21 protein-coding genes and 1 tRNA gene are annotated in these 23,003 nt (G+C 35.2%); 10 read left to right on the top strand and 12 right to left on the bottom strand.

Annotated elements, in window-relative coordinates; genetic code table 11:
• Positions 1-1,881, bottom strand: coding sequence for a type VI secretion system Vgr family protein (locus JI747_RS10365; RefSeq protein WP_225688388.1), 1,881 nt, complete (start codon positions 1,879-1,881; stop codon positions 1-3).
• A 108-nt stretch (positions 1,882-1,989) separates the two neighbouring features.
• Positions 1,990-2,394, bottom strand: a complete 405-nt coding sequence (gene tssD, locus JI747_RS10360; protein WP_225688386.1) for a type VI secretion system tube protein TssD — start codon at positions 2,392-2,394, stop codon at positions 1,990-1,992.
• 483 nt (positions 2,395-2,877) lie between these two features.
• On the opposite strand from tssD, the gene JI747_RS10355 reads away from it, so the two are divergent.
• The 4 genes from JI747_RS10355 (at position 2,878) to JI747_RS10340 (ending at position 5,101) form a co-directional block, all read left to right on the top strand.
• Positions 2,878-2,950 (top strand) — tRNA-Phe (locus JI747_RS10355).
• Between the two features lie 99 nt (positions 2,951-3,049).
• Positions 3,050-4,225: a thioredoxin family protein gene (locus JI747_RS10350; RefSeq protein WP_225688384.1), complete on the top strand. Its 1,176-nt coding sequence runs from the start codon at positions 3,050-3,052 to the stop codon at positions 4,223-4,225.
• 7 nt (positions 4,226-4,232) lie between these two features.
• Positions 4,233-4,889: a DUF3575 domain-containing protein gene (locus JI747_RS10345; RefSeq protein ID WP_225688382.1), complete on the top strand. Its 657-nt coding sequence runs from the start codon at positions 4,233-4,235 to the stop codon at positions 4,887-4,889.
• A 5-nt stretch (positions 4,890-4,894) separates the two neighbouring features.
• A complete protein-coding gene (locus JI747_RS10340; protein WP_225688380.1) occupies positions 4,895-5,101 on the top strand; it encodes a hypothetical protein in 207 nt (68 codons plus the stop codon).
• A 56-nt stretch (positions 5,102-5,157) separates the two neighbouring features.
• Here the strand turns inward: JI747_RS10340 and JI747_RS10335 are convergent, their stop codons facing one another.
• A complete protein-coding gene (locus JI747_RS10335) occupies positions 5,158-6,348 on the bottom strand; it encodes an exo-beta-N-acetylmuramidase NamZ family protein (RefSeq protein ID WP_225688378.1) in 1,191 nt (396 codons plus the stop codon).
• A 4-nt stretch (positions 6,349-6,352) separates the two neighbouring features.
• Here JI747_RS10335 and JI747_RS10330 point away from each other — a divergent pair, with 4 nt between their 5' ends.
• The gene (locus tag JI747_RS10330) at positions 6,353-7,582 is read left to right on the top strand and encodes an ABC transporter permease (protein ID WP_225688377.1); all 1,230 of its coding nucleotides are present in this window, start codon (positions 6,353-6,355) and stop codon (positions 7,580-7,582) included.
• Positions 7,583-7,726: 144 nt separating this feature from the next.
• Positions 7,727-8,710 carry a PLP-dependent cysteine synthase family protein gene (locus JI747_RS10325; RefSeq protein ID WP_225688376.1) on the top strand — a complete coding sequence of 328 codons (984 nt, stop codon included), beginning with the start codon at positions 7,727-7,729 and terminating at the stop codon, positions 8,708-8,710.
• Positions 8,711-8,769: 59 nt separating this feature from the next.
• Here JI747_RS10325 and JI747_RS10320 read toward each other — a convergent pair whose 3' ends face one another.
• The 3 genes from JI747_RS10320 to JI747_RS10310 all read right to left on the bottom strand — a co-directional run bounded on the left by JI747_RS10320 (position 8,770) and on the right by JI747_RS10310 (position 10,654).
• Entirely contained in the window at positions 8,770-9,297 is a 528-nt protein-coding gene (locus JI747_RS10320) for a hypothetical protein (RefSeq protein ID WP_225688375.1), read from the bottom strand.
• Positions 9,298-9,424: 127 nt separating this feature from the next.
• Positions 9,425-9,727 (bottom strand): chaperone modulator CbpM, encoded by a 303-nt coding sequence (locus JI747_RS10315; protein WP_225688374.1) that lies wholly within the window; start codon positions 9,725-9,727, stop codon positions 9,425-9,427.
• 3 nt (positions 9,728-9,730) lie between these two features.
• Complete coding sequence (locus tag JI747_RS10310) at positions 9,731-10,654, bottom strand: DnaJ C-terminal domain-containing protein (protein ID WP_225688373.1); 924 nt, start codon at positions 10,652-10,654, stop codon at positions 9,731-9,733.
• Between the two features lie 93 nt (positions 10,655-10,747).
• Between JI747_RS10310 and JI747_RS10305 the strand changes: the two genes are divergently transcribed.
• The 3 genes from JI747_RS10305 to JI747_RS10295 all read left to right on the top strand — a co-directional run bounded on the left by JI747_RS10305 (position 10,748) and on the right by JI747_RS10295 (position 12,572).
• Positions 10,748-11,947: a dicarboxylate/amino acid:cation symporter gene (locus JI747_RS10305; RefSeq protein WP_225688372.1), complete on the top strand. Its 1,200-nt coding sequence runs from the start codon at positions 10,748-10,750 to the stop codon at positions 11,945-11,947.
• 95 nt (positions 11,948-12,042) lie between these two features.
• Positions 12,043-12,219 (top strand): hypothetical protein, encoded by a 177-nt coding sequence (locus JI747_RS10300; RefSeq protein WP_225688370.1) that lies wholly within the window; start codon positions 12,043-12,045, stop codon positions 12,217-12,219.
• Positions 12,216-12,572 (top strand): hypothetical protein, encoded by a 357-nt coding sequence (locus JI747_RS10295; protein ID WP_225688368.1) that lies wholly within the window; start codon positions 12,216-12,218, stop codon positions 12,570-12,572. The genes JI747_RS10300 and JI747_RS10295 overlap by 4 nt, the downstream gene beginning before the upstream one ends.
• A gap of 2 nt (positions 12,573-12,574) precedes the next feature.
• Here the strand turns inward: JI747_RS10295 and JI747_RS10290 are convergent, their stop codons facing one another.
• The 3 genes from JI747_RS10290 to JI747_RS10280 form a co-directional block, all read right to left on the bottom strand.
• The gene (locus tag JI747_RS10290; RefSeq protein ID WP_225688366.1) at positions 12,575-12,958 is read right to left on the bottom strand and encodes a DUF779 domain-containing protein; all 384 of its coding nucleotides are present in this window, start codon (positions 12,956-12,958) and stop codon (positions 12,575-12,577) included.
• A gap of 488 nt (positions 12,959-13,446) precedes the next feature.
• Complete coding sequence (gene adhP / locus JI747_RS10285) at positions 13,447-14,481, bottom strand: alcohol dehydrogenase AdhP (protein ID WP_225688364.1); 1,035 nt, start codon at positions 14,479-14,481, stop codon at positions 13,447-13,449.
• Between the two features lie 364 nt (positions 14,482-14,845).
• Complete coding sequence (locus tag JI747_RS10280; RefSeq protein ID WP_225688362.1) at positions 14,846-16,375, bottom strand: aldehyde dehydrogenase family protein; 1,530 nt, start codon at positions 16,373-16,375, stop codon at positions 14,846-14,848.
• Positions 16,376-16,556: 181 nt separating this feature from the next.
• Between JI747_RS10280 and JI747_RS10275 the strand changes: the two genes are divergently transcribed.
• Complete coding sequence (locus JI747_RS10275) at positions 16,557-17,480, top strand: AraC family transcriptional regulator (RefSeq protein ID WP_225688360.1); 924 nt, start codon at positions 16,557-16,559, stop codon at positions 17,478-17,480.
• Positions 17,481-17,530: 50 nt separating this feature from the next.
• On the opposite strand, the gene JI747_RS10270 is transcribed toward JI747_RS10275, so the two are convergent.
• The 3 genes from JI747_RS10270 to JI747_RS10260 all read right to left on the bottom strand — a co-directional run bounded on the left by JI747_RS10270 (position 17,531) and on the right by JI747_RS10260 (position 22,958).
• The gene (locus JI747_RS10270) at positions 17,531-18,859 is read right to left on the bottom strand and encodes a hydroxymethylglutaryl-CoA synthase family protein (RefSeq protein WP_225688358.1); all 1,329 of its coding nucleotides are present in this window, start codon (positions 18,857-18,859) and stop codon (positions 17,531-17,533) included.
• A gap of 191 nt (positions 18,860-19,050) precedes the next feature.
• Positions 19,051-21,564, bottom strand: coding sequence for a M1 family metallopeptidase (locus JI747_RS10265; RefSeq protein WP_225688356.1), 2,514 nt, complete (start codon positions 21,562-21,564; stop codon positions 19,051-19,053).
• A 74-nt stretch (positions 21,565-21,638) separates the two neighbouring features.
• Positions 21,639-22,958: a serine hydrolase domain-containing protein gene (locus JI747_RS10260; protein WP_225688354.1), complete on the bottom strand. Its 1,320-nt coding sequence runs from the start codon at positions 22,956-22,958 to the stop codon at positions 21,639-21,641.
• Positions 22,959-23,003: the final 45 nt, after the last annotated feature.

Genomic DNA, 23,003 nt, shown 5'->3' with positions numbered 1-23,003 from the left:
CTATTGCATTTTTACCTGTTTACCACTATTGATAAGGACTTCCTTGGCACTTTCCACATTGATGGCGTCTTTTGTGCTGATATAAGAGCCGGATTCCATATTTTCTGTAATATTCTTTGCTATGGAGCTTCTTCCTACTTCAGCCGTTTCGATAATATTACTTGCCGTCAGATTATAGTCATCATTGGCTGTTTCCGTGATATCTTCTCCGGCCATAATATTCACATTTCTCTGGGCAGAGGCAATGATATTTTTTCCAGCATTAATTTGTACATTTTCTCCTGCCATGAAGGTTATATTTTTAGGAGCATTAACGGTAATATTTCCTTTCCCATCCATGAGGTAAGTATTCCCGCTTGGATCTTCAATAAAAATACTTCCTTCCTGATCATTAAAGATTACTTTATTTCCGCTTCTGGTTTGTATAGATTTAATATGATTATTGATACTTCCTCCTAAAGCTACCTGTCCATGAAACATTCCTCCCATTGCGAAAGGAAAATCAGGATGATGATATTCAAAGCCGACCATTACCTGATCGCCCACTTCAGGAACTGCTACAAAACCTCTGTTTTGGGTGATCATATCTGTCCCACCTGCATCCGGACTCATCATTCTGATAAAATGAGTGGTATCTGGATTTTTCTGCCAGTCAAACTGCACCTGAATTCGCCCTTGGTTAAGAGGATCTGTATTGGAAATGACAGTCGCCACCTGCGGCTCTGCCTTAGGCTGTACAAAATCAGGCTTCGGCATAAAGCCTGTCCCATCTGCAATAGCTTCAAAATTTCCGGTGTAGTCTCCCCTTTCTTTTACTTCATGAAAAACTTCTGTAATCGTAATTTTTGTAAAATAAGAAGTCTGGTTGCTGTCCGGTTTCCTCATTTCAATATCAGCAAGGCAGCCGGGATATAAAAACGGAACTGTAGTGTTTCCTGAAACCGTGAAAACTTCTACGGCTGCACTTCCTGCTGCACTTTTCTGCGAATCATCCACATCCACGAACATATTGGCATTGATGGGTGCCGGAGAAAGCGAGCGTGTTTTAAAAATACTGTTATTAAGCTCATAAGCCTCGGAAGGAATTCCTCCTACATGCTTAATATTGTTTTCAGCACCCTCCATTTTGGTGTGGCTGCTGCTGTTGTATCCAAAGAATTCGGGATTGGTATGTACAGCATTCAATTCCACCTGAACATCAGTGGCATTGCTTCCGTATACAAGGCGGATTGGTTTTTCAGAAGGAGGAAGCTTTCCGAAATGAAGAACTTCACCATCATAATAAAACTGTTCTCCGTAAGCTTCAGCAGTCCTAGCAAGATAATTGTAATGGGTTTCATTATACTGCGAACTGTAATTGATATAGCTTTTGTTCTGATTTTCTACCCTGAAATCAAATTTTCCTGATCCGAAGGCATCTTTGATTATTTTATTGGCAATAATACCTGTATTGACAGCCTGATCACCTCCAAAACTCTGAGTATGGGGAGCCGCATCCATAAGAATCGTGGGACTTTGCCCTTTAAGAACAATATTTCCAAGACTCATTTGTTCCTGACTGAAAGCTACTTTGGTGATAACGCCAACAAAATTTCTTTCAGGACTCGCGTTTTCATAGTCTTTATATTTAAAAACGATGGTAATCCGTTTTCCTAAAAACTGGCGTGCCTGTTCTAAGGTATGATTCTGAGTTTCTCCCAGAGAGTCATGAGCAAGAACAAGTTCAAAGTTGTGATGCCGTCTAACACTCTGCTGCAGACGGAAACGCTTGAAGTGCTTGATAATCTTACCTTCAATCACAATATCCAATTTCACTACACGGTTGATTCCCGGAATATGATTCTCAGAAATCTTATCGGAATTCGAAGCATTTGTATTCATAATAATGATGTGAGGTGTTTTTTAATTTCTTAAAAATAAATAACTGCTTTAGAGCAATATCCTTCAGTCGGAATGCGATTCTGCCTTATATTTAATTTCAAACCATATTTAAGAAGGCCATCCTCCATCATAGGAAGAATTGCCCAGATCAATCTGCTCAGCACTTACAATAAAAGTGATATACATGCTGTTGTTATCTACTGCATCAAAATCTACTTCGTGCTGAATCACATATCCGTTGCTCCACTTTAAAGTGGTTAAGGTTCCTTCTTCATGAGATTTATTAAATGTGACTTCACCTACTGTAGGTTTATATTTTCCATTCAAAAAGCTTTCCAAAATGTCTGATTTTTCTGTAGCTTCCACGGTAATTTTAATAAGAGCGTTGGATGGATCTGATGCTACGCGTCCTGACACATCTGTAGATCTTGATACAGTGTAGTTTAACTTTAGTACTTTCTGCCCTTCACCGTTGTTAAATTTTAAAATTCCTCTTGAATTTCTATCTGCCATTATTTATAAATTATGATTGGTTATTTTTTTCTATATCACCAAATATAGATGTAATAATAGATTAAAACTTATATTTTTCATTAAATTTAAAAAAATGTAGTAGTTCTACGACTAACAATTACTAGGGCAATATAAACTATACAAAATCAATGATTTATAAATCATACATTAAAAATTTAACGTTGTAAGGCTTTAAAAACCAACATTATTACTGTAACTAAGTAGAAAAATGGTAATATTTATACGTTATTTTACAAACAGCTCAATAAATAAGGCGAATCATCGTGACTAGTTTTATTGTTAAAAAGATTATCTGGAGAATTAAAACAAAAAAACACCAAAAATAAATAACTGAATAGCAATTAATTAAAAAACAAAGTAACCTCTTCCTGTAGATTTTTTCAAAAAGATGCTTTAAAAACTTGTCTGATATTATAAAATGTTATACTTTTGCACCACTTCAAAAAAGAAGTACCACAAAATGGTTTCTTAGCTCAGTTGGTAGAGCAATGGATTGAAAATCCATGTGTCCCTGGTTCGATTCCTGGAGAAACCACTTTAAAACCATCTCACTTGAGATGGTTTTTTTGTTTTCAGCATCAATTTACATTCATTTAAAATAAGTATCTTCGCTTTTTTAAATTTCAAATTGAAAATGAAAAGTATCGTTTCAGGGTTATTCATATTGATCTCTCTTTTCACCTTCGCTCAGGATGGAATCCAATTCCAAGATATTCCTTTTAAAGATTTAGTAGCCAAAGCAAAAAAAGAAAAAAAACTGGTTTTTATAGATGCTTATGCTTCCTGGTGCGGACCTTGTAAAATGATGGAGAAAAACGTTTTTGTTACAAAATCAGTAGGTGATTTTTTCAATAAAAATTTTGTCAATGCCCGAATTGATATGGAAAAAGGGGAAGGCAGAGAAGTAGCTGCTAAATTTGCAGTTCGTTCATACCCTACTTATCTTTTCTTAAATGGGGAAGGAGAATTAGTTTCTCAAAACTACGGATATATGGAAGAAAGCATGTTTTTGCTTATGGCACAAGACATCAATTCTCCCAATAATGCCAAAGGATCTTTAAAGGAACGATTTGCCAAAGGGGAAAAAGATCCTGAATTTTTGGTCAATATCATCAAGCTCAACTCTACTTCTGATTTTGAATTTGCTAAAAAGGCTTCCGAAAGATATTTTGAAAACAAGAAAAAAACCGAAGCGTTAACGAAAGATGAAATCGGCTATTTATTATATTTCTTAAAATCTACAGAAGACCCGAATTATAAAACTTTTGTTGCAAGAAAATCAGACATCATTAGCTTTTTACCCGAACAATCATATTCCGATTTTGATCATCAGTTGATTTTATCTAAAGTTGTCGCGCAGTCTATAGATGAAAAAAATAAAAAAATAAATGAAGACTACTTCATGAAAACTGCCGAATCTTTAGTTGGTAAGGAAGAAGCACAAATTAAGCTTAACCAAACCAAGCTGGCTTATTACGAACAAACTGCCAACTTCACTGAATACGAAAAAACAGCTCTAGAATATTATAAAAAAACAGATTCATTCGAACCTAATGAACTATTAAAAGCTGCCTGGATTTTTTCTGAGCACGTAAAAACCCCAAGCTCTCTAAAAAAAGCGGCTGAATGGGCAGAACAATCAGTAATGCGTGGTGAAACTTCTGAAAACACTTATATTTTAGCAAAAATTTATTTTTTAACTGGAAATAAAGAAACCGCTAAGAACTTCGCTGAAATGTCCAGAAATATTGCTGTTCAAAATAATAAAGACGCAGGTCTTGCAGAAGAATTATTAAAACAAATCAAATAATATAGTCTTGAAAAATAAAATTTTAATCTCTTTATTCGGATTATTTGCATTACAAACCATACATGCACAAATAGCTGATGTCCCTGAAGAAAAAACTGAAACACAAATATATGTAAAAGGAAATGCTTTACTCATTCCTGTTGGGATTGTAAATGTGGGAGTTGAACATCAATTAAGCAAAAAATTCACTTTGCAGGGCGATATCTTTATTTCTCCATGGAAATCTTTTGCTGGAAAACATGCACAAGCCTACTTATTAGGTTTTGACGGAAGATATTATTTCAGCAAAGCTTTTGAAAAATTTTATATTGGTGCCAATATTTCAGGAGGAGTTTTCAATATACAGAAATGGAACTACTGGAATGATAATTTATATACTCATAAAGATGGTGAAGAGACTCCATATATACAATCTAACCTATACCAAAAAGGATTTACTTTTATTGCAGGGGCAGTAGGAGGATACCAGTTCAAATGGAAAGACAGATGGAATATCGATATTTATCTTGGAATAGGAACCATGCAGAGTTTTTATAAGGGATATGATAAGGTAAGCGGTGACCGTTATGATAATCTGAAAGACAGAATGGGACGCGAATGGGACAGAAGTGGAGAATGGCTTCCTTACCGTGGCGGTGTAATGATCTCGTATAAATTAAGATAATCACTATGAAATTATTTGGAAGAAATCATATTTTAGTCTGCGCTATCACCTTTGCGATTTTATTTTTAATGAATTACTTAGGAAATGAAGAAGCTGATAAGATAGAACGGGCTTTAATGATTGCATCAGCCGGGGTAATCGGATTAACGATAGGTCTTTTCATTATGAACAAAGGCAAAAATGACAAAAATCCGCCTCAGGATTTTGATTAAAAATAAAAAAGGTCAATTGTAAGTTTACAATTGACCTTTTATTTAGTAGCTATTCTTTAATTCTCATAAAGAATATATTTACTTCTTATCTTTTCAAAATCTTTCAAATCAGATTTCCATGATGCTTTTATCTCCTGGATTGATTTTCCGGCAATGATCTGTTTTCTTAATTCATCAGTTCCGGATAAGGTGTCAAACCATAGATTTTTAAGGAAAAAATCCAGCTCAGGATTCTTATAGTTTTTATATGCTTTTATCACCCATTCCAAATTCAGTTCTCTTAAATCGGTTGTATAATCAGACAGATTTTCTCCATAACATAACTTTCCGTTTAAAAATGGATCTTTCGCCCCAAAATTAGGTTTAGGAGTAAATTGATAAGGTAAATTTGGCGTCCACGGGGAACCGTAAATCTGAAACGGCAAATCTGTTCCTCTTCCTACAGAAACCTGTGTTCCTTCAAAAAAACATAAGCTTGGGTACAGATTAATGGATTTATCATTCGGTAAATTAGGTGAAGGTTTATCTAAAATCGGATAACGTTGTTTTTTATGATAATCCTTCATTGGAATTACGGTATATTTTGCCTGAACGCCATTTTTCAGCCATTTTTCACCATTCACCATTTTCCCATATTCCCCTATCGTTAAGCCATACACAACAGGAACTTCGTGCATTCCGACAAAGCTCGCCCATTTTTTCTTTAAAACAGGTCCATCTGTATACCCGTCATGCGGATTCGGACGATCTAAAACCATGATTTCAACATTGTTTTCCGCTCCGGCTTCCATCAGATAAGTTAAAGTTGAAATATAAGTATAGAATCTCACTCCCACATCCTGAATATCAAAAACAACCAGATCAATTCCTTTCAATTGTTCAGGTTTTGGCTTTTTATTGTTTCCATATAAAGAAACGATCGGAATCCCTGTTTTTACATCTACTCCGTTTTTCACTTTTTCTCCGGCATCTGCATCGCCACGAAAACCATGTTCCGGAGCGAAAATGGATTGAATCTTAATGCCATTTTTAACTAAAAAATCTACCAAATGTGTTCTATCACTCATAAGACCTGTCTGATTCGTCACCACACCAATTGTTTTACCTTTCAACAAAGGCAGATAAAGTTCCGGCTGATCGGCTCCCGTTTTGAAATCAGATTGAGTCTGAGAAGAATATTGATTGAATACTCCTAAAAAAATTAGGCAAATAAGAAGTAAATTTTTAATTTTGAAATCTAAATTCATAAGCTTGAAATTTCCTTTATATTTCTCTAGAAAAATAGCGTTTTCCAAAGATAACAAAAATAATCTCTCAAGGGTTATCATCTTCATCGGCAGACTCTCTGTAGCTTTAGGGATCATTGTTTCTCTTATCACCGTTTCTACAGGTTTTGGTTCAAAGAAAGCAATCAAGGAAAGATTAGCCGACTTTAGTGGGCACATTACCATAAAGTCTACAAAATCCAATTCATCTTACAACACTTCGGTTCTGGACAATCAGGGACTGGAACTTCAGAAAATAAAGGATCTTCCCGATGTGGCAAGTGTACAAAAATATGCTACCGTGACAGGTATTATGCGTAATGAGCATAATTTTGCCGGAATTATTTTTAAAGGAGTCGGAAAAGATTTTGACAGCTTACGTTTCAAAAAATTCCTAATTGAAGGACGTACTCCTGTGGTAACAGAAGTAGGTTATAATCATGGAGTCACTATTTCTCAAAAAATTGCCAATGACCTTCATTTAAAACTTAAAGACAGCATTGTTACCATATTTTCTAAAATTGACCAAAAACCAATTTACAGAAAATTTGAAGTGGTCGGAATTTATAAAACCGATATCAAGATGATTGATGAACAATTCGTTATCGGAGGAATCAATCATGTAAGAAAAATTCAGGATATGAAACCTGATGAAGTAGGCGGAATCGATATTTTTCTAAAAGATGTCAATGATATCGATAAAGATTATCCTGAAATCGAAAAATTGATCGGCTACAAAAATTACGCAGAAAAAGCGAGTGATAAATTTCCTCAGATTACGGACTGGATAAGTATTTATGATACAAATATTGCACTTATCATCATTATCATGCTGATTGTAGTCATCATCAACATCATCATGGTGCTTTTGATTCTTATCATCGAAAGAACAAATTCAATCGGTCTACTTAAAACACTGGGAGCAAGCAATTCTCAGATCAGAGCGACTTTTATTAATTATACCTTAATCATTATGATTCCCGGACTTTTATATGGGAATGCAATTGGTCTTGGATTAATTTTAATTCAGAAGTTTTTTGGAGTAATCAAACTTAATCCGGAAAACTATTATGTAAGTACTGTTCCAGTAGATCTGAACCCAATTGCTATCATCTCTATTTCTGTTGGAATTTTAATTATTTCCGGGCTGGCTTTAATTATTCCTAGTTATTTAATCAGTAAAATATCCCCTGTTAAAGCAATTAAATACAACTAATTGACTGTACACATTCAATAAAGAATCGTGAATTTTTGATTTCTTTCATTTACTTTTTAAATGAGGACTACCATTATTCTAATTCTTGATCTTCATCTGAATAACATTTAAAAACCTTATCTTTGCAAGGCTTATAAAACATTTATGAAATACGCAAAAAATATTCTTGAAACTATAGGAAACACCCCATTAGTAAAGCTTAATAAAGTTTTAGGGGAAGATTTTCCTGCATTAGTTTTAGCAAAAGTTGAGACTTTCAATCCCGGAAATTCTGTAAAAGACAGAATGGCTCTTAAAATGATTGAAGATGCCGAAAAAGACGGAAGATTAAAACCAGGAGGCACCATCATTGAAGGAACTTCCGGAAATACAGGAATGGGATTGGCTCTTGCTGCGATCATCAAAGGGTACAAATGTATTTTTGTAACCAACTCCAAACAATCAAAAGAAAAATGTGACATCCTTCGTGCAGTTGGAGCTGAGGTAATCGTTTGTCCTACAGACGTAAAACCTACAGATCCACGTTCTTATTATTCAGTTTCTAAAAGACTGGCAAAAGAAACAGAAAATGGATGGTATGTAAACCAATACGATAACTTATCAAACAGAGCCGCTCATTACGAGTCTACAGCTCCTGAAATCTGGGAACAGACTGAAGGAAAACTTACACATTTCGTAGTTGGAGCCGGAACAGGAGGTACCATTACGGGTTGTGGAAAATTCTTCAAAGAAAAAAATGCTGATATCAAGGTAATTGGTGTTGATACGTATGGTTCAATCTTAAAGGAGATTCACGAAACAGGAGAAGTTAATTTAGGAAATGCTTACACCTATATCACTGAAGGAATTGGTGAAGATATTCTTCCTGAAAACTACGATATGTCTGTGATTGATCATTTTGAGAAAGTGACAGATAAAGACGGTGCTGTTTATGCCAGAAAACTGGCTAAAGACGAAGGAATTTTCTGCGGATATTCTGCAGGAAGTGCAATCGCTTCTCTGGTTCAGATGAAAGATCAGTTCACAAAAGATGATGTGATTGTCGTTCTTCTTCACGACCACGGTTCAAGATACGTTGGGAAGATCTATAATGACGAATGGATGAAAGAAATGGGTTGGTTGGATTAATCAGCTTTTCATGATAAAAATAAAACTCAGAGTATTTTGCTCTGAGTTTTTTGTTTTTATTATTCCTTTATATTTTTCTTTAAAACCTGTTTTAAAGTACTGTAATCTTTCTCATTCATTGATTTTCTGGGAAACATATAGCTGTACTTTCCTTCAAGGGTAATAAACTCATTATTACTATCGAAATATTCGAAATCTTTCCATTCGCTTGTCTCTTTTTCATCATCAATATTGACTGTAAAGAAATTTTGGTCGAATGCAATTTCATAAATTCTACAATTCTCAAGTTTGGTTAAATAACGATTTACCTGTTTTTTCCATCTCGAAACTTTGTTAATGCTTACTGAAAGAAAAACTGCACACAGCAAAAACAAAAAGCTGGCAAAGTATAAAATCCCAAATTTTTCTTTGGTAAAGTCATCTTTAAAGAAAAACATGATCAACAAAATCAATCCTACAACAATGGTCGTAATCGTTCTTCCTCTCGTGGTTGATGAAAAGAACAGACTTCCCTGATTTCCACTAAAATATATTTCCTCGAAATCCTGCCTCTTAGGTTTTAAAACAATTACTTTTTCTTCACTCATATATATTGATTTATTCTCACAGCCTGCAAAGCTAAAAGAAATAGTCTGAATTTTGAATAAAACCCTCTAAAAACTATCTATTTTTTAAACCCTTTCCCACTTCTCACCTTTCACTTATCACTTCTTACTAAACATCTTCATACTCACCACCGATCGCCGAAAGCTTATTCATCAGTTCACGATTTCTTCGCTTTAAATATTCCATTTTCTGAAGCATATCATGAATCACCTCCAATCCCGGAAGATTGATTTCCAAATCGTAATGCCAGTTTGCAAATCTTTCAAAAGAAGGCAGATCTTCATACATCAGATACCGGATTTCATTTTCCGTCTGAATATTTAGTAATCCGGAGTCCACCAATTCATCAAAAAAAGTGATTTCAATATTGTATATTTTTACGAGCTCTTCTCGCGATATTCTTTCACTCATGGCTTAGGAATTTTTAAGTTGTTCAAAAATTTCTTTCTGCTTTTCAGTAAGATTAGTTGGTAATTTCACTTCATACGTCGCGAATAAATCACCAAATTCACCCTCTTTTTTATATACAGGAAAACCTTTTCCTTTCAATCTCACTGTTGTTCCGTTCTGGGTTTCAGGTTTCACTTTCAGATTTACACTTCCATTCAATGTATTTACTTTTACATCACCTCCTAAAACGGCTGTATAAAGATCAATCGGGACTTTCGTTTTCAGATCATCTCCAATTCTTTCATAATCCGGATCAACAGCTATGTTAAAAGTGATATATAAATCTCCGTTCGGACCGCCATTAAAACCAGGATTCCCATGGCCTTTCAATTTAATCTGTTGCCCATCATACACTCCCGCCGGAATGGTAATTCTTACTTTTTTACCATTGATATCAAAAGTCTGCTGATGAGTTGTGGCTGCGTCTTTTAAACTTAAATTCAATTCTGCATGTACATCCTGTCCTTTGAATTTTCCTGAAGCACTTCCTCTCGAGCTTCTCCCGAACCCACCTCCTGCTCCACCGAACATATTCTGGAAAAAATCTGAAAAATCTTCACCTTCTCCAAAATCAGCACCGGAAAATCCACCTCCGAAATTTCCGCCCTGACTCTGATTCTGATATTGTCTTTGTTGTTGCTGAGCTTTTTCGTATTCCTCACCATGCTTCCAGTTTTCTCCGTATTTATCATATTTTTTACGGTTTTCAGGATCGCTCAGAACTTCATTTGCTTCATTCAGCTCTTTGAATTTTCTTTCAGCCTCTTTATCGTCAGGGTTTAGATCGGGATGCAGCTTTCTCGCCAATTTTCGGTAGGCTTTCTTAATGTCATCTTGCATTGCATTTTTATCTACACCTAAAATTTTATAGTAATCTATATAAGCCATAGAAACGTTTTTACTCAAATTTAAGGAATTTATGGATGAAATTAATACAACTGAATGTTAAAAATAAACCTATCTTTGATTAAAAAGCACCGCATGAAAGAAGTGTTGAAAAACTATTCAGGAATCATCCTTTTATTGTTTGGAATTGCCATTGGAAGTATTATTGGAATCGTTGCTCCCAATATTGTTGATTTCATAAAACCATTGGGTGATATTTTCCTGAATCTGCTTTTTGTGAGTGTAGTCCCATTGGTATTTTTTGCCGTTTCCAATTCCATCGCTTCCTTAGAACAGCAGTCCAAATTTGGTAAGATCATGGCGACAATGGCTTTTACCTTTTTGTTTTTTATTTTAACTGCCGCTGTTTTTACTATTTGCGCAGTTTATGTATTTCCTGTTTCAGGCATTTCCGGAAGTTCGGAAATTATAGAGGCGACTTCCAATAGTGACAGTTGGGGGAACAGAATTGTAGGATTTTTTACCGTTGGAGAATTTACACAGCTTTTCTCAAGACAAAATATGTTAGCGCTTCTAATTTTTGCTTTCATGACCGGATTTTCTGCCAGAAAAGCAGGAGAAAAAGGACAGGCTTTCCGGTCTTTTATTGCATCGGGTTATGAAGTCATGAAGGAACTTCTTTTATTAATTATGAAAGTCGCTCCGATTGGATTGGGAGCGTATTTTGCTTATCAGGTTGCTACTTTAGGACCTCAGCTTTTCGGGTTTTATGCCAAACCTTTAGGCTTGTATTATATTGCAGGAGTTGTTTATTTCTTTGTCTTTTTTTCACTGTATGCTTTTATAGCGAAAGGACAGAATGGTGTGAAAAGCTTCTGGACGAATGCCATTTATCCGACTTTAACCGCTTTAAGTACTTGCAGTAGTTTCGCAACCATGCCGGCCAATTTACAAGCCGCAGCAAAAATTGGAGTTCCCAGCCAGATTTCAAATATTGTAATTCCGATCGGGACAACTTTGCATAAAAATGGCTCTTCGATGTCTTCGATTATTAAAATTTATGTTGCTTTTTTAATTATCGGAAGAGATTTTTTTGATCCGATGAATCTACTTTTAGCTTTAGGAATTACTGTTTTTGTAAGTATTGTTGCAGGAGGAATTCCAAACGGTGGCTATATTGGAGAAATGCTAATGATCTCTGTTTATAAATTACCGCAGGAAGCAATTCCGGCTGTGATGATTATCGGAACTTTGGTTGATCCTTTAGCGACTGTTTTAAATGCAGTTGGGCAATTAGTGGCATCTATGTTTGTGAGTCGGTTTGTGAAAGTTTGATTTTCCGTTTAAAAATAAATTGCACGATTTTTTTTTACGCTAATTTTCACAAATGATTTTTTAATAAATCTCTTTTAAATTTTATTGATGTTTATATGAACTCTTTTTATAAAAGTATTGGACTTTTTGATAGTTCCAATTTCAGTATTGAAATGGAGAAATCTGAATTTGTAGACAGTTTAAAGAAAATTACTTACAAAACAAATACATCTTTTATCTCATTAATTCCTGACAATGGTATTCCTACGAGATTTGAATATAGGGGAATGTGAATAATGATGATTTTACAATTAAAAGAAGACTACATTTTTTTGATTTTAAAATTCCTAACTCTATTATAAGAGGAAATATTTCAGAAGAAAACGATAAAACATTAGTTAAAATAGAATTTATGCCTCTTATTTTTCATTTTCTATCTTTTATATTCGTATCACTTTTTGCTCTAATTATTGTCATACAAATTAGTAAAAGTGAAAAAAATTATTTCATCCTTGCCATCCCATTTATCATAACAATCATTCAGTATTTTTCTTTAAAAAGAAACATACAAAGAAATAAATATGATTTTGAAAGAGAGTTAAATTTTATTGCTCAAAAGAATAGTACGTTTAAAAATTTCAAATAAAATTATTCACTGCGTTTTACAGGTTCCAAATTTTCAAGTTCTTCAGGTGTGAAAAGTCTGTAATTGACTTTAAATGTTTTTCCTAACGGCGTTTCCAGAGAAAATCCGCCCGGTCCGAAACCATCCACAACATCTAATGTAAAGTGTGAATATTTCCAATATTCAAATAAATCACGATCTATCCAGAATTCATGATTATTGATGGAGCCAATCATTGCATCGTTCATTCTTGGGTAGAATCCTCCTTTTTCGAAACATTGAGGTTGTGTCCCTTCACAACATCCTCCTGCTTGATAAAACATGAGGTCACCGTATTTTTTTTCTAACTCCCAGATTACTTCCAAGGCTTTTTCTGTTGTTGAGAGACGTGATATTTTGGTTTGCATAGCTTTTTCTTTTTTTATTTAATGTTCTTTTGTCTTGAAATCGAAGATTCGACGTAGTCAAACAAAAGAACCAAAAATTCAAGACTTGGAAACTCCGGCTAAAAATGAATTTTACTCTCTAAAAATTCTAAAACTCGCGCGAATTTAACACTTGTTATTTCATTCAAAATTCATGTCGCGCTGAAACAGTAGAATTTTCTTCACGTTCACAAAAATCATTTTCTTAACGCCTACGTTTTCTAGGTCGTTTTTCCTACAAATTTTCAAAAGAGGTTTATCATTCAGAGCGCAACGAAGTGAAACGTGGAATCTAGGCTTACTAGATCATTCTAAATAATTTGCTGAGATTCCTACGGAATGACAAACATTCTGGATAATTTTACTCTTTTTTGAGATTGCTTTGTCGCTCCGCTCTTCGCAATTCATATATAAAGTTAAAAAAGTTCGGCGAAATTTCATTTCGCCGAACCCCAAAAACTCATCATAATTTAATTTGAGCCGGCAATATCGAGAACGATTCTGCCATCAATCTGCCCTTTTTTCATTTTATCAAAAACGTCATTGATATCTTCTAATTTCGCGGACGTTACCGTTGCTTTTACCAATCCTTCATTCGCAAAGTCCAAAGCTTCCTGAAGATCTTTTCTTGTTCCTACAATTGAACCCCTTACCGTAATTCTTTTCAACACCGTTTCAAAAATCGGTAACTCAAATGAGCCTGGAGGAAGACCGTTTAAAGCAATCGTTCCTTTTCTTCTTAGTACATCAATCCCCTGTTTGAAAGCAATAGGAGAAACTGCCGTAATCAATGCGCCGTGCATTCCGCCGACTTCTTTATGAAGATATTCTCCAGGATCTGTGTTTTTTGCATTGACTACCAAGTCCGCCCCTAATTTTTTTGCCAATTCTAATTTATCATCTGCCACATCAATTGCTGCCACATGCATTCCCATTGCTTTTGCATATTGTACTGCAACGTGTCCCAATCCTCCAATTCCTGAAATAGCTACCCATTCTCCCGGTTTTGTTTCGGTTTCTTTCAAACCTTTGTAAACCGTTACTCCCGCACAAAGAATCGGTGCAATTTCTAAAAAGTTGACATCCGATTTCAAATGTCCTACATATCTTGAATCTGCAATTACATATTCTGCAAAACCTCCATCTACACTATATCCTCCATTTTTTTGGGCTTCACAAAGGGTTTCCCAACCTGTAATACAATAGTCACAGCATCCACAAGCAGAATACAGCCATGGAACTCCAACAGCATCACCTTCTTTTACCTGAGCTTCCGGTCCGCAAGCCACTACAATTCCTACTCCTTCATGTCCGGGAATTAAAGGCATTTTGGGTTTTGCCGGCCAGTCACCATCAACAGCGTGTAAGTCTGTATGGCACACTCCACAAGCAATTACTTTTACCAGTACTTCATATCTTCCTGGTACTTTTACAGGAACTTCTTTAATTTTTAAGGGTTGCCCATAGCCTTGAACAACTGCAGCTTTCATTGTTTTTGGAATCATATTTTGATTTTTTGATTTAGTTTTTAATTTGAATTGATTATTATTTTAACGCAAAGAACACAAAGTTTTCTTTGCCTATTATCCTGTATATTTTTAGGTTCTCAAAGGCGTTTCACTTAGCTAAGACACAAAGATTCTTACCTTTTTTATTTAGAAAGCCTTTAAAATGTTCAATAAGGACATACAATTTCTTACTTACCCAAAAATTTCGGATAAGGATAAGTATTGTTTGCGTGAGGGATAGGAAGGGTCTCGTTTGAAAAACGAAAGTGCAAAGCACCGAAGCGAAGTGAAACCCTGGATAGCCCGACCGTTTTTCCCCATTGCCGAGATGGGGAAAACGGGCACGCTCTAATATTTAAAATTAAAAGAAACCTAATTTGTTTTTGTTGTAGGAAATCAACATGTTTTTAGTCTGACGATAATGATCTAACATCATTTTGTGGTTTTCACGACCAATTCCTGACTGTTTGTATCCTCCGAAAGGTGCTCCTGCCGGATAAGAGTGATACTGGTTTACCCAAACTCTCCCTGCCTGAATCTGACGAGGAACATTATACAACTGGTGTGCATCTCTCGTCCAAACTCCTGCTCCAAGACCATAAATAGTATCATTTGCTATTTTGATTCCTTCTTCTTCGTCTTTGAACGTTGTAAATGCCAACACAGGTCCGAAAATTTCTTCCTGGAAGATTCTCATTCTGTTGTTTCCTTTGAAGATGGTTGGCTGGATGTAATATCCGTTTTCAAGACCTTCTCCTACATTGTTTACATCTCCACCAACAAGAACTTCTGCTCCTTCTTCTTTTCCTAATTTGATATAAGAAAGAATTTTATCTTTTTGAATCTGAGAAGCCTGCGCTCCCATCATCACCGTTTTATCTAATGGATTTCCTACTTTGATCGCTTTTACTCTTTCAATAACTTTTGCAATGAAAGCATCTGCAATGTCTTCCTGAACTAATAATCTTGACGGACACGTACAGATTTCACCCTGATTTAAAGCAAAAAGAACTGCTCCTTCAATTGCCTTATCTAAAAACGCATCATCTGCATCCATTACAGAGCTAAAGAAAACATTTGGAGACTTCCCTCCCAATTCCAAAGTAACCGGAATGATATTTTCTGTTGCGTATTGCATTACTAAACGACCTGTTGCCGTAGAACCTGTAAATGCAGCTTTTGCCACTTTTGGATTGGTTACTAATGCTCTTCCTAATTCTGCTCCAAAACCATTTACGATATTTACTACGCCATCAGGAAGTAAATCTCCGATGATCTCCATCAACACCATGATAGAAATCGGTGTACTTTCAGCCGGTTTTAAAACTACACAGTTTCCTGCCGCCAAAGCCGGAGCCAATTTCCATACTGCCATTAAGATGGGAAAGTTCCAAGGGATGATTTGAGCGATTACTCCAAGAGGTTCGTGAACAATAAGAGATACTGTATCTTTATCCAGTTCGTTGTGTGAACCTTCCTCCGCTCTGATAACTGAAGCAAAATATCTGAAATGATCAACTGCCAAAGGTAAATCTGCCGCCAATGTCTCTCTTACTGCTTTACCGTTATCAATTGTTTCAACGGTTGCTAAATATTCTAAATTCTGCTCGATTCTGTCAGCAATTTTATTTAAAATAATACTTCTTTCTGTAGATGATGTATCTTTCCAGGTTTGAAATGCTTTTTCCGCTGCATTTACTGCCAATTCTAAATCTTCTTTTGAAGAGTGAGCTGCCTGCGTGAAATTTCTTCCGTCTACCGGAGAAACAACATCAAAATACTGTCCGTTTACGGGTGCTGTAAATTTTCCGTTGATATAGTTATCGTATCTGTTTTTGAATTCAGGCCACTGTAATAAAGTGCCTGATTGCTGTTGTGTTGTAGTGCTCATATTAGTATAAGTTTAATTTTTTTTATAACACCAAATTACACTTACCTCCAACATTCGTATAGCACAATCGTACAAAAAAACTTCAAAATCGTGCAGACCGCAAACTTTATAATTTCATTAACAGTAATGTAAGTTGATAATTTTCTATATTTGAGTGACAGGCAATAAAAAATGTTTAGAAATGAACAATAACAAGATTTTATTAGAAACTCCTGAATTAAAAAGGGAAAACCAACTATTACACTTAGTTGAAAATCAGACAAAATTCAATCTAAACAATTGTGAATTTAGCATTTATGAAACTCATAAGGCCGCTTTTGACGTAAAACTGCATTTTGAAACAATTGCATTTACAGCCATGCTTCGTGGAAAAAAACATATGAAACTGGATAATAAAACCAGCTACTTTGATTATTATCCGGGAGAAAGCGTACTTGTTTCACCGGGAGAAACCATGGTTATTGATTTTCCCGAAGCTGACGAAACTCCTTCACAATGCATTTCTTTGAGCCTGAATCCCGAATTTATTGAAAATTCTCTGAATCATTTGAATTACCATCTCCCAAAAGTGGATGAAACTTCACAATGGAATATTGAACTGGATGAATATTTTTTGTTTAATAATCAGTCTTTGGCTTCGGCTACCAATAATATTATGAGAATTGCGATGGATGATAACTCGCAAAAAGATATTATGGCTGATTTTGCATTAAAGGAACTTTTGATCCGGCTGATGCAGACCCAGGCAAGAAGCATGATGGAAAAGAATATTGCTAAAAACAAGTCGAGAATTGGTTTTGTGGTAGATTATATCAAAAAAAATATTCACCAAAAGTTATCGATTGACAGTATCGCCAAGATGGCTTATGTGAGTAAGTCTAATTTCTTTAAAATGTTTAAAGATGAACTGGGAACTTCTCCAAATGATTTTATTTTGCAGGAAAGAATAAATCGTGCTAAAGAGTTGTTGGCAAGCCAGAACAGCATTAAAGAAACGGCTTATCAGACTGGTTTTTCGGATACTAATTATTTTACAAGAGTATTCAAACAATTGGTTGGAATTACTCCGAAAAATTATCAGGATAAGATTTTGTTTTTAGAATAAAAAAAACACCTCAAAAATTGAGATGTTTTTTTATTTTAGTATTGATTTGATTATTCTTGATAACCGTAATATCTTGCTCCTTTCAAAACAGGACTTTCCAGTTCTAAAGCTTGTAACCCGAAACCTTTATAATTCTCGTTCACCGAGTTTTCCAACTGCTTTCTGTGAAGTTTTTCATAGGTATCAAAATCGATGGCGGTTCTTTTTTTTAAGCCTTCAAATAAATCCCATTTTGCCACCACATTTTTCCAGTTCTCTGAAACTCGTCCTGCAAAAACTTTAGATTTAGATCCACTTCCATAGCCTAAAAATCCTATTTCCTGACCTGCTAATTCTTCATTTTCATTGAATGAAGTCTGCAATGCAGAAAGTAAAGCCATAAAAATAGAAGCAGTATACATATTTCCTATCTCTGAAGAAGCTCTTTGTGATTTTTCAATCTTGTCATTAATAAACTGAATATAACCTTCAGATTTAGCTACTGCTTTCTGCTCTTCCGATGTTTCATAGGAAAGTCCGTTTTCTAAGCTGTAAATCTCAGTAAAAACTCTCTTCCCATGAAATGCGTAAGGAAGATGGAAAATAAGGTATTTCCAGGCTTCATAAGGCTTATTTTCGCCTGTGATTTCTTTATAATGGTTGTATGCTTCTCTGATTCTGTCCTGATAACATTGGTTTGAATATTGCCCGTCAAAAACAGGTTCATCTGTAAAGATCTCTATTTTCTCCGGAAAATTTTCAGGAGCATTAGTCAACTCTTCTTTTTTGAAATGACGTCTCGGTTTGAAAAAGTCAAAAACACTTTCTGTTGCGACTCCCCAATTGTTTTCAATTTCAAGTAAATCAGGCTTAGAAGAGACCAAAACTGAAACTGCACCTCCTCCCTGTGTATATTCACCTGAAGAAGCCAACTCATATTTTGCATAATCACTTGCAATAACCACCGCTTTTTTGTCAGGATTAACTCTTACAAAATCCAGAGAATTGTGAAGCGCATCTACTGCTCCGATACACGCAAAAGTCATATCTACCACATCACAGTTTATGAAACATCTTTCTCCAAATTCTGCTTCCAACACTTTTTCAACCATCTGCATCGCGTAAGAAGCCGTCGGTTTTGCTGCATCCAGAGCACTTTCCGTTCCCAGATAAATTCTTGCTATTTCTTTTGGATTGATGTTGTAATCTTTGATGAGCTTCAACAAAGCTTCTGCTGCAAAAGTTGCCGCATCTTCGTGAACATCAGGAAATCCCATTTTATGCAATCCCAACCCTTTTTCCAGCTTTGCCGGTTCTATTCCTCTTTTTTCTGCTAAATCCTTAATTTCCAAATACAAAGAAGGCACATAATAGCTTGCAGCCTCAATTCCAAAAGTCATATTATTTTAATTTTTATACGAATTTAAAAAATGTAAACGTTTAATCGATTATAATAGGGAAGTATTTTAAGCTTGTTTTTAAATATTACTCATGTTATTATTCCGACAAAGAAAATCTTATATCATTTTTAGGACATAAAATTAAAAAGCACCTCTTTTCAGAAGTGCTTTTTACTATGATTGGTATTGATCTATTTAAAATCTGCAATCGCTTTATTGATTACATCGATCTGCTTATTGATACTTGCAGCATTTTGAGGATTTTGCTTCAAAAGCTCCATTTTTTTACTTAAGCCGTCTTTTAACATCTGAACAATCATCATTTTTGCCTGTGGATTGTCTCCTATCTGTCCTTTTACATGACCCAGCATTTTTGTAATGCTTTCTGTTGCTTTCAAATTGTCAGAACTCATGATCCAGTTGTATCCTTCTTCCCCAGATTTTCCTAATTCAGGATTCTGGAATTTGATAAACGGATAAAAAGCCACTACCTGAGCAATATTTGGCATTTGAGAGGTTACTTTATTTTTAACAATAATTGGTAACAATTTCTCCAATAGTTTATCCGAAGCTCCTTCTAAATCAATTTTATCTGCTAAAGAACTGGCTCTTGAAGGATCAACATCAATAATTGCGCTCACAGAACTTGCCTTTACAGCATTGGAAATCGCATTTAATCCTTTTTCGAAAATAGGAAGGTATTTTTTATCTTTTGTTTTTGCCAACGCCGAAATTGCCGCTGCCTGAACCAATGTTTTCGGATCGTTGGTAGCCAATTTTTCAGCATCGGCTCCCATCGCTTTGAATTGTTCTGCATTGGATAAATCCATCGTCTTTAATGCTCTCATTCTTACTCTGAAGAAAGGATCTTTGATCGCAGCCGTCAGTAATTTCGTTGCCGCAGGACTTTTCCCTACCTGATCTTTGATCCCGTTTAATGCATCATATCTGCTTTTGAATTCTTTTGAGCCTAAATATTGCATTAAATTTTGCTCAGGTGTCTTCTGATCTGTAATATCTGCCAACAATACTCCGTCTGCATTGATATTTACCAAATCTGCATTTTTAGATACATCAAAATTAAAGGTATTTTTTGCCGTAGCATTTACCCAGACATTATATCTTTTAGGTTTTCCGTTATCATATACATCAATTGCCAAAGGAAACTGGAATGGCAATTCCTGAGTCTGCTCGATAACCACTGCAATTTGTTTTTTAACAGGTTCAAACGTGTAAGAATATTTAAGTTTCGGGTTTCCGCCTCCGAAATACCATTGATTAAAGAACCAGTTCAGGTCTTTTCCGGAAACTTTTTCTAAAGATAATCTTAATTGGTGCGCTTCTCCGTTTTGATATTCATACGTTTTCAGATAGTCATTTAATCCTGCAAAGAAAGCATCATCTCCTAAATAATTTCTCAGCATATGAAGGATCGCCCCTCCTTTTTGGTACGTTACCAGATCAAAAACATCTTCACGGGAATCATAATCGAATCTCACTAAATGCTTATCGAAATTACCCGGCGTTGTAAGATACATATTGACATCCATCATCTGATGGTAATCTGCCTGATCTTTTCCGTATTTGTATTCATTCCAAAGATATTCTGAATAGTTTGCAAAAGATTCGTTTACGGTAAGATTACTCCAGCTTTCTGCTGTTACTAAATCTCCAAACCATTGATGGAATAATTCATGCGCAATAGTGTCTTCCCAAGTATTTTCATCGATCAATTGTCCCGGTTTTTGCAAAATATCACTTCCGTGAAGCGTTGCTGTTGTATTTTCCATCGCTCCACTCACGTAATCTCTTCCGGAAATTTGCGCATATTTTGCCCAAGGATAATCATATCCCAGTTTTTTAGAGAAAAACTCAATCATTTCAGGAGTATTTCCATAAATCTGTTTTGCGTACGGTTCGTATTCTTTTTCGATATAGTAGTCAACGGCAATATTTCTCCACTTGTCTTTCACTATTGCATAATCTCCCACTCCCATGAAGAAAAGATACGTAGAGTGTCTTTTATCCATTACCCAATGATCGGTTCTCAATCCGTTTGCTTCTTTTTGAGAATCTTTTAAAAGTCCGTTGGAAAGGGTTACATATTTATCAGGAACCGTCATGTAAATTTCCTGAGTTGTTTTTTGGTTGGATTTATCAATTGTAGGAAACCAGGCAGAAGAAGATTCTGTCTCTCCCTGTGTCCAGATCTGAGTCGGCATATCCGGATCTTTTCCCTGAGCATTAATGAAATACAAACCTTTTGCATCATTAATTGCCGCACTTCCTTCCTGCTTCACTTCACTCGGACGCGCTGTATATTTGATGTAAACCGTGTAATCCTGATTTTTCTGATAGGTTTTATCTAAAGTAATTTTTAAAACATCATCCTTATAGTCATATTTCAAAGGAGATTTTTTACCATTTATATCCAGTGCTACTTCATGAATCAGCATTCCTTTTGCATCAAGCGTCAATTCGTTGGTCGGATAGAAAAACGGAGCCGCAGTCAGCCATTCTTCTCCATTCATCTGTTCTTTCTGATAATCGAAATTTACTTTCAGCTTGGTATGTTTCAGTTCTGTTACTTTCGTATGTGTAGCTCTGTACACTTTTTCTCTGCCTGAAGTTTCGGTTTGTGCTGCTATATTTGTGGAAAAGAAAATTCCACTCAAAAGAGCAATCGATAAAATGGCTTTTTTCATTAGTATTGTTTAGAGTTATTTTTTATTTAAATATTGATTTGTTTTTTAACATTCAATAATATGTATTTTTTTTATTATTCTTTTGTGAACGTATTTTTTGTTCCTCTCTGCTTGATGTCAAACTGTTTTTTTTCCGGATTAAAATCGATTCCGATTCCTGCTGCATCAAATTCAAAACTGGTATTTGAAGTCGCTTCCAAAGGAAATGCACTTTGTCCCGTTGCCTGCGCCATCAGTTTTTTATTCTGGATAAAGATATTAATTTTTAAGGGTACATCTTTACTTGAATAAGTGCCGACATATTTCTGAAGTACATTTTCCGGAACTTGCACCGTTTTAAAGCTTGGCATTGTAAAATCTTTTCCCATTGCAGTCTCTATCATTTTAATAGAAATTTCATTAGTATCCATATTTGACTGATTGGTAGTGAAAGCCACTGCAACTTTTAAATCAGGGAAATAGAACAATACCGATCTGAAATTATCAATTCCTCCTGTATGCCCAAATCCCCAGTATTGCTGAAACGGAACTTTCATCAAGCCAGACCCATAGTTATCCATAAAGGTTTTCATTTTTTCCAGACCTTCTTTTTTGATCAGTTTTCCCTGTTCCAATCCCAGAATAAAATTCAAAAGATCTCTTGGTGTCGAGATGATATTTCCCGCTCCAATCGGAATACTCATATCTGTTTCAGATGAAGCCACATATTTTCCATTGGTAAAGTCATAAGATTCTGCCTGATTTTTCGAAGGATCGATTTTCCCTCCTACTTCCGTTGACGTCAACTTTAAAGGCTTCGTAATTTTATCTTTTATCAATTCTGCATACGACTTTTTGTATACTTTTTCAAGGATAAAGCCCAGCAAAATATAGTTTGAATTGCTGTATGCATATTTTGAGCCCGGTTCAAAATCACTTGTATATTTTTTAATAATATTAACCAGACTGCTTTCCGTCTGAGCTTTTGTATTATATTGTAAATATTCTGATTCATCGGTCAGATTATGAATTCCGCTTCTGTGCTGCAATAAATTTTCAATAGTAATTTTATTCGCATTAGGAATTTCAGGATAAAAGTCTGAAAGTTTTTTATCTAAAGAAATCTTTTTGTCTTCAACAGCTTTCATGATCAGTACCGCTGTAAAGGTTTTGCTTATGGAACCGACACGATATTGGGTATTTACATTGGCTTTTTGCTGTTTTGCTGCATCTGAAAACCCTACCACTTTGATAAAAGTCGGGCGATTATCTTCTGCCAAGGCAAAACTCCCCATTACTTTATGATGTACATACAGAGAATCGAAATAATTGCTTAGCTTTTCTTTTACATTATTTTGGGAAAATGCAACAGCGGAAACACTGATTGCAGATAGTAAAAATAACTTTTTTAACATATTCTGAGATTTAATGAATAGGTAGTAAAAAAGTTAATTTTGTTA

It is taken from the genome of Chryseobacterium tagetis, from assembly GCF_016735585.2.
GTDB lineage: Bacteria > Bacteroidota > Bacteroidia > Flavobacteriales > Weeksellaceae > Chryseobacterium > Chryseobacterium tagetis.
Note: the sequence above shows the minus strand (reverse complement) of the source record. Positions and strands in the feature narration are given on the sequence as shown.

Coding starts and splice junctions, on each gene's coding strand:
- JI747_RS10265 (WP_225688356.1), bottom strand. CDS start 21,564: ATGAAAAAAGCCATTTTATCGATTGCTCTTTTGAGTGGAATTTTCTTT.
- JI747_RS10335 (WP_225688378.1), bottom strand. CDS start 6,348: ATGAATTTAGATTTCAAAATTAAAAATTTACTTCTTATTTGCCTAATT.
- JI747_RS10350 (WP_225688384.1), top strand. CDS start 3,050: ATGAAAAGTATCGTTTCAGGGTTATTCATATTGATCTCTCTTTTCACC.
- JI747_RS10320 (WP_225688375.1), bottom strand. CDS start 9,297: ATGAGTGAAGAAAAAGTAATTGTTTTAAAACCTAAGAGGCAGGATTTC.
- JI747_RS10340 (WP_225688380.1), top strand. CDS start 4,895: ATGAAATTATTTGGAAGAAATCATATTTTAGTCTGCGCTATCACCTTT.
- JI747_RS10300 (WP_225688370.1), top strand. CDS start 12,043: ATGAACTCTTTTTATAAAAGTATTGGACTTTTTGATAGTTCCAATTTC.
- JI747_RS10315 (WP_225688374.1), bottom strand. CDS start 9,727: ATGAGTGAAAGAATATCGCGAGAAGAGCTCGTAAAAATATACAATATT.
- JI747_RS10310 (WP_225688373.1), bottom strand. CDS start 10,654: ATGGCTTATATAGATTACTATAAAATTTTAGGTGTAGATAAAAATGCA.
- JI747_RS10325 (WP_225688376.1), top strand. CDS start 7,727: ATGAAATACGCAAAAAATATTCTTGAAACTATAGGAAACACCCCATTA.
- JI747_RS10270 (WP_225688358.1), bottom strand. CDS start 18,859: ATGACTTTTGGAATTGAGGCTGCAAGCTATTATGTGCCTTCTTTGTAT.
- JI747_RS10260 (WP_225688354.1), bottom strand. CDS start 22,958: ATGTTAAAAAAGTTATTTTTACTATCTGCAATCAGTGTTTCCGCTGTT.
- adhP (WP_225688364.1), bottom strand. CDS start 14,481: ATGATTCCAAAAACAATGAAAGCTGCAGTTGTTCAAGGCTATGGGCAA.
- tssD (WP_225688386.1), bottom strand. CDS start 2,394: ATGGCAGATAGAAATTCAAGAGGAATTTTAAAATTTAACAACGGTGAA.
- JI747_RS10280 (WP_225688362.1), bottom strand. CDS start 16,375: ATGAGCACTACAACACAACAGCAATCAGGCACTTTATTACAGTGGCCT.
- JI747_RS10365 (WP_225688388.1), bottom strand. CDS start 1,881: ATGAATACAAATGCTTCGAATTCCGATAAGATTTCTGAGAATCATATT.
- JI747_RS10305 (WP_225688372.1), top strand. CDS start 10,748: ATGAAAGAAGTGTTGAAAAACTATTCAGGAATCATCCTTTTATTGTTT.
- JI747_RS10290 (WP_225688366.1), bottom strand. CDS start 12,958: ATGCAAACCAAAATATCACGTCTCTCAACAACAGAAAAAGCCTTGGAA.
- JI747_RS10275 (WP_225688360.1), top strand. CDS start 16,557: ATGAACAATAACAAGATTTTATTAGAAACTCCTGAATTAAAAAGGGAA.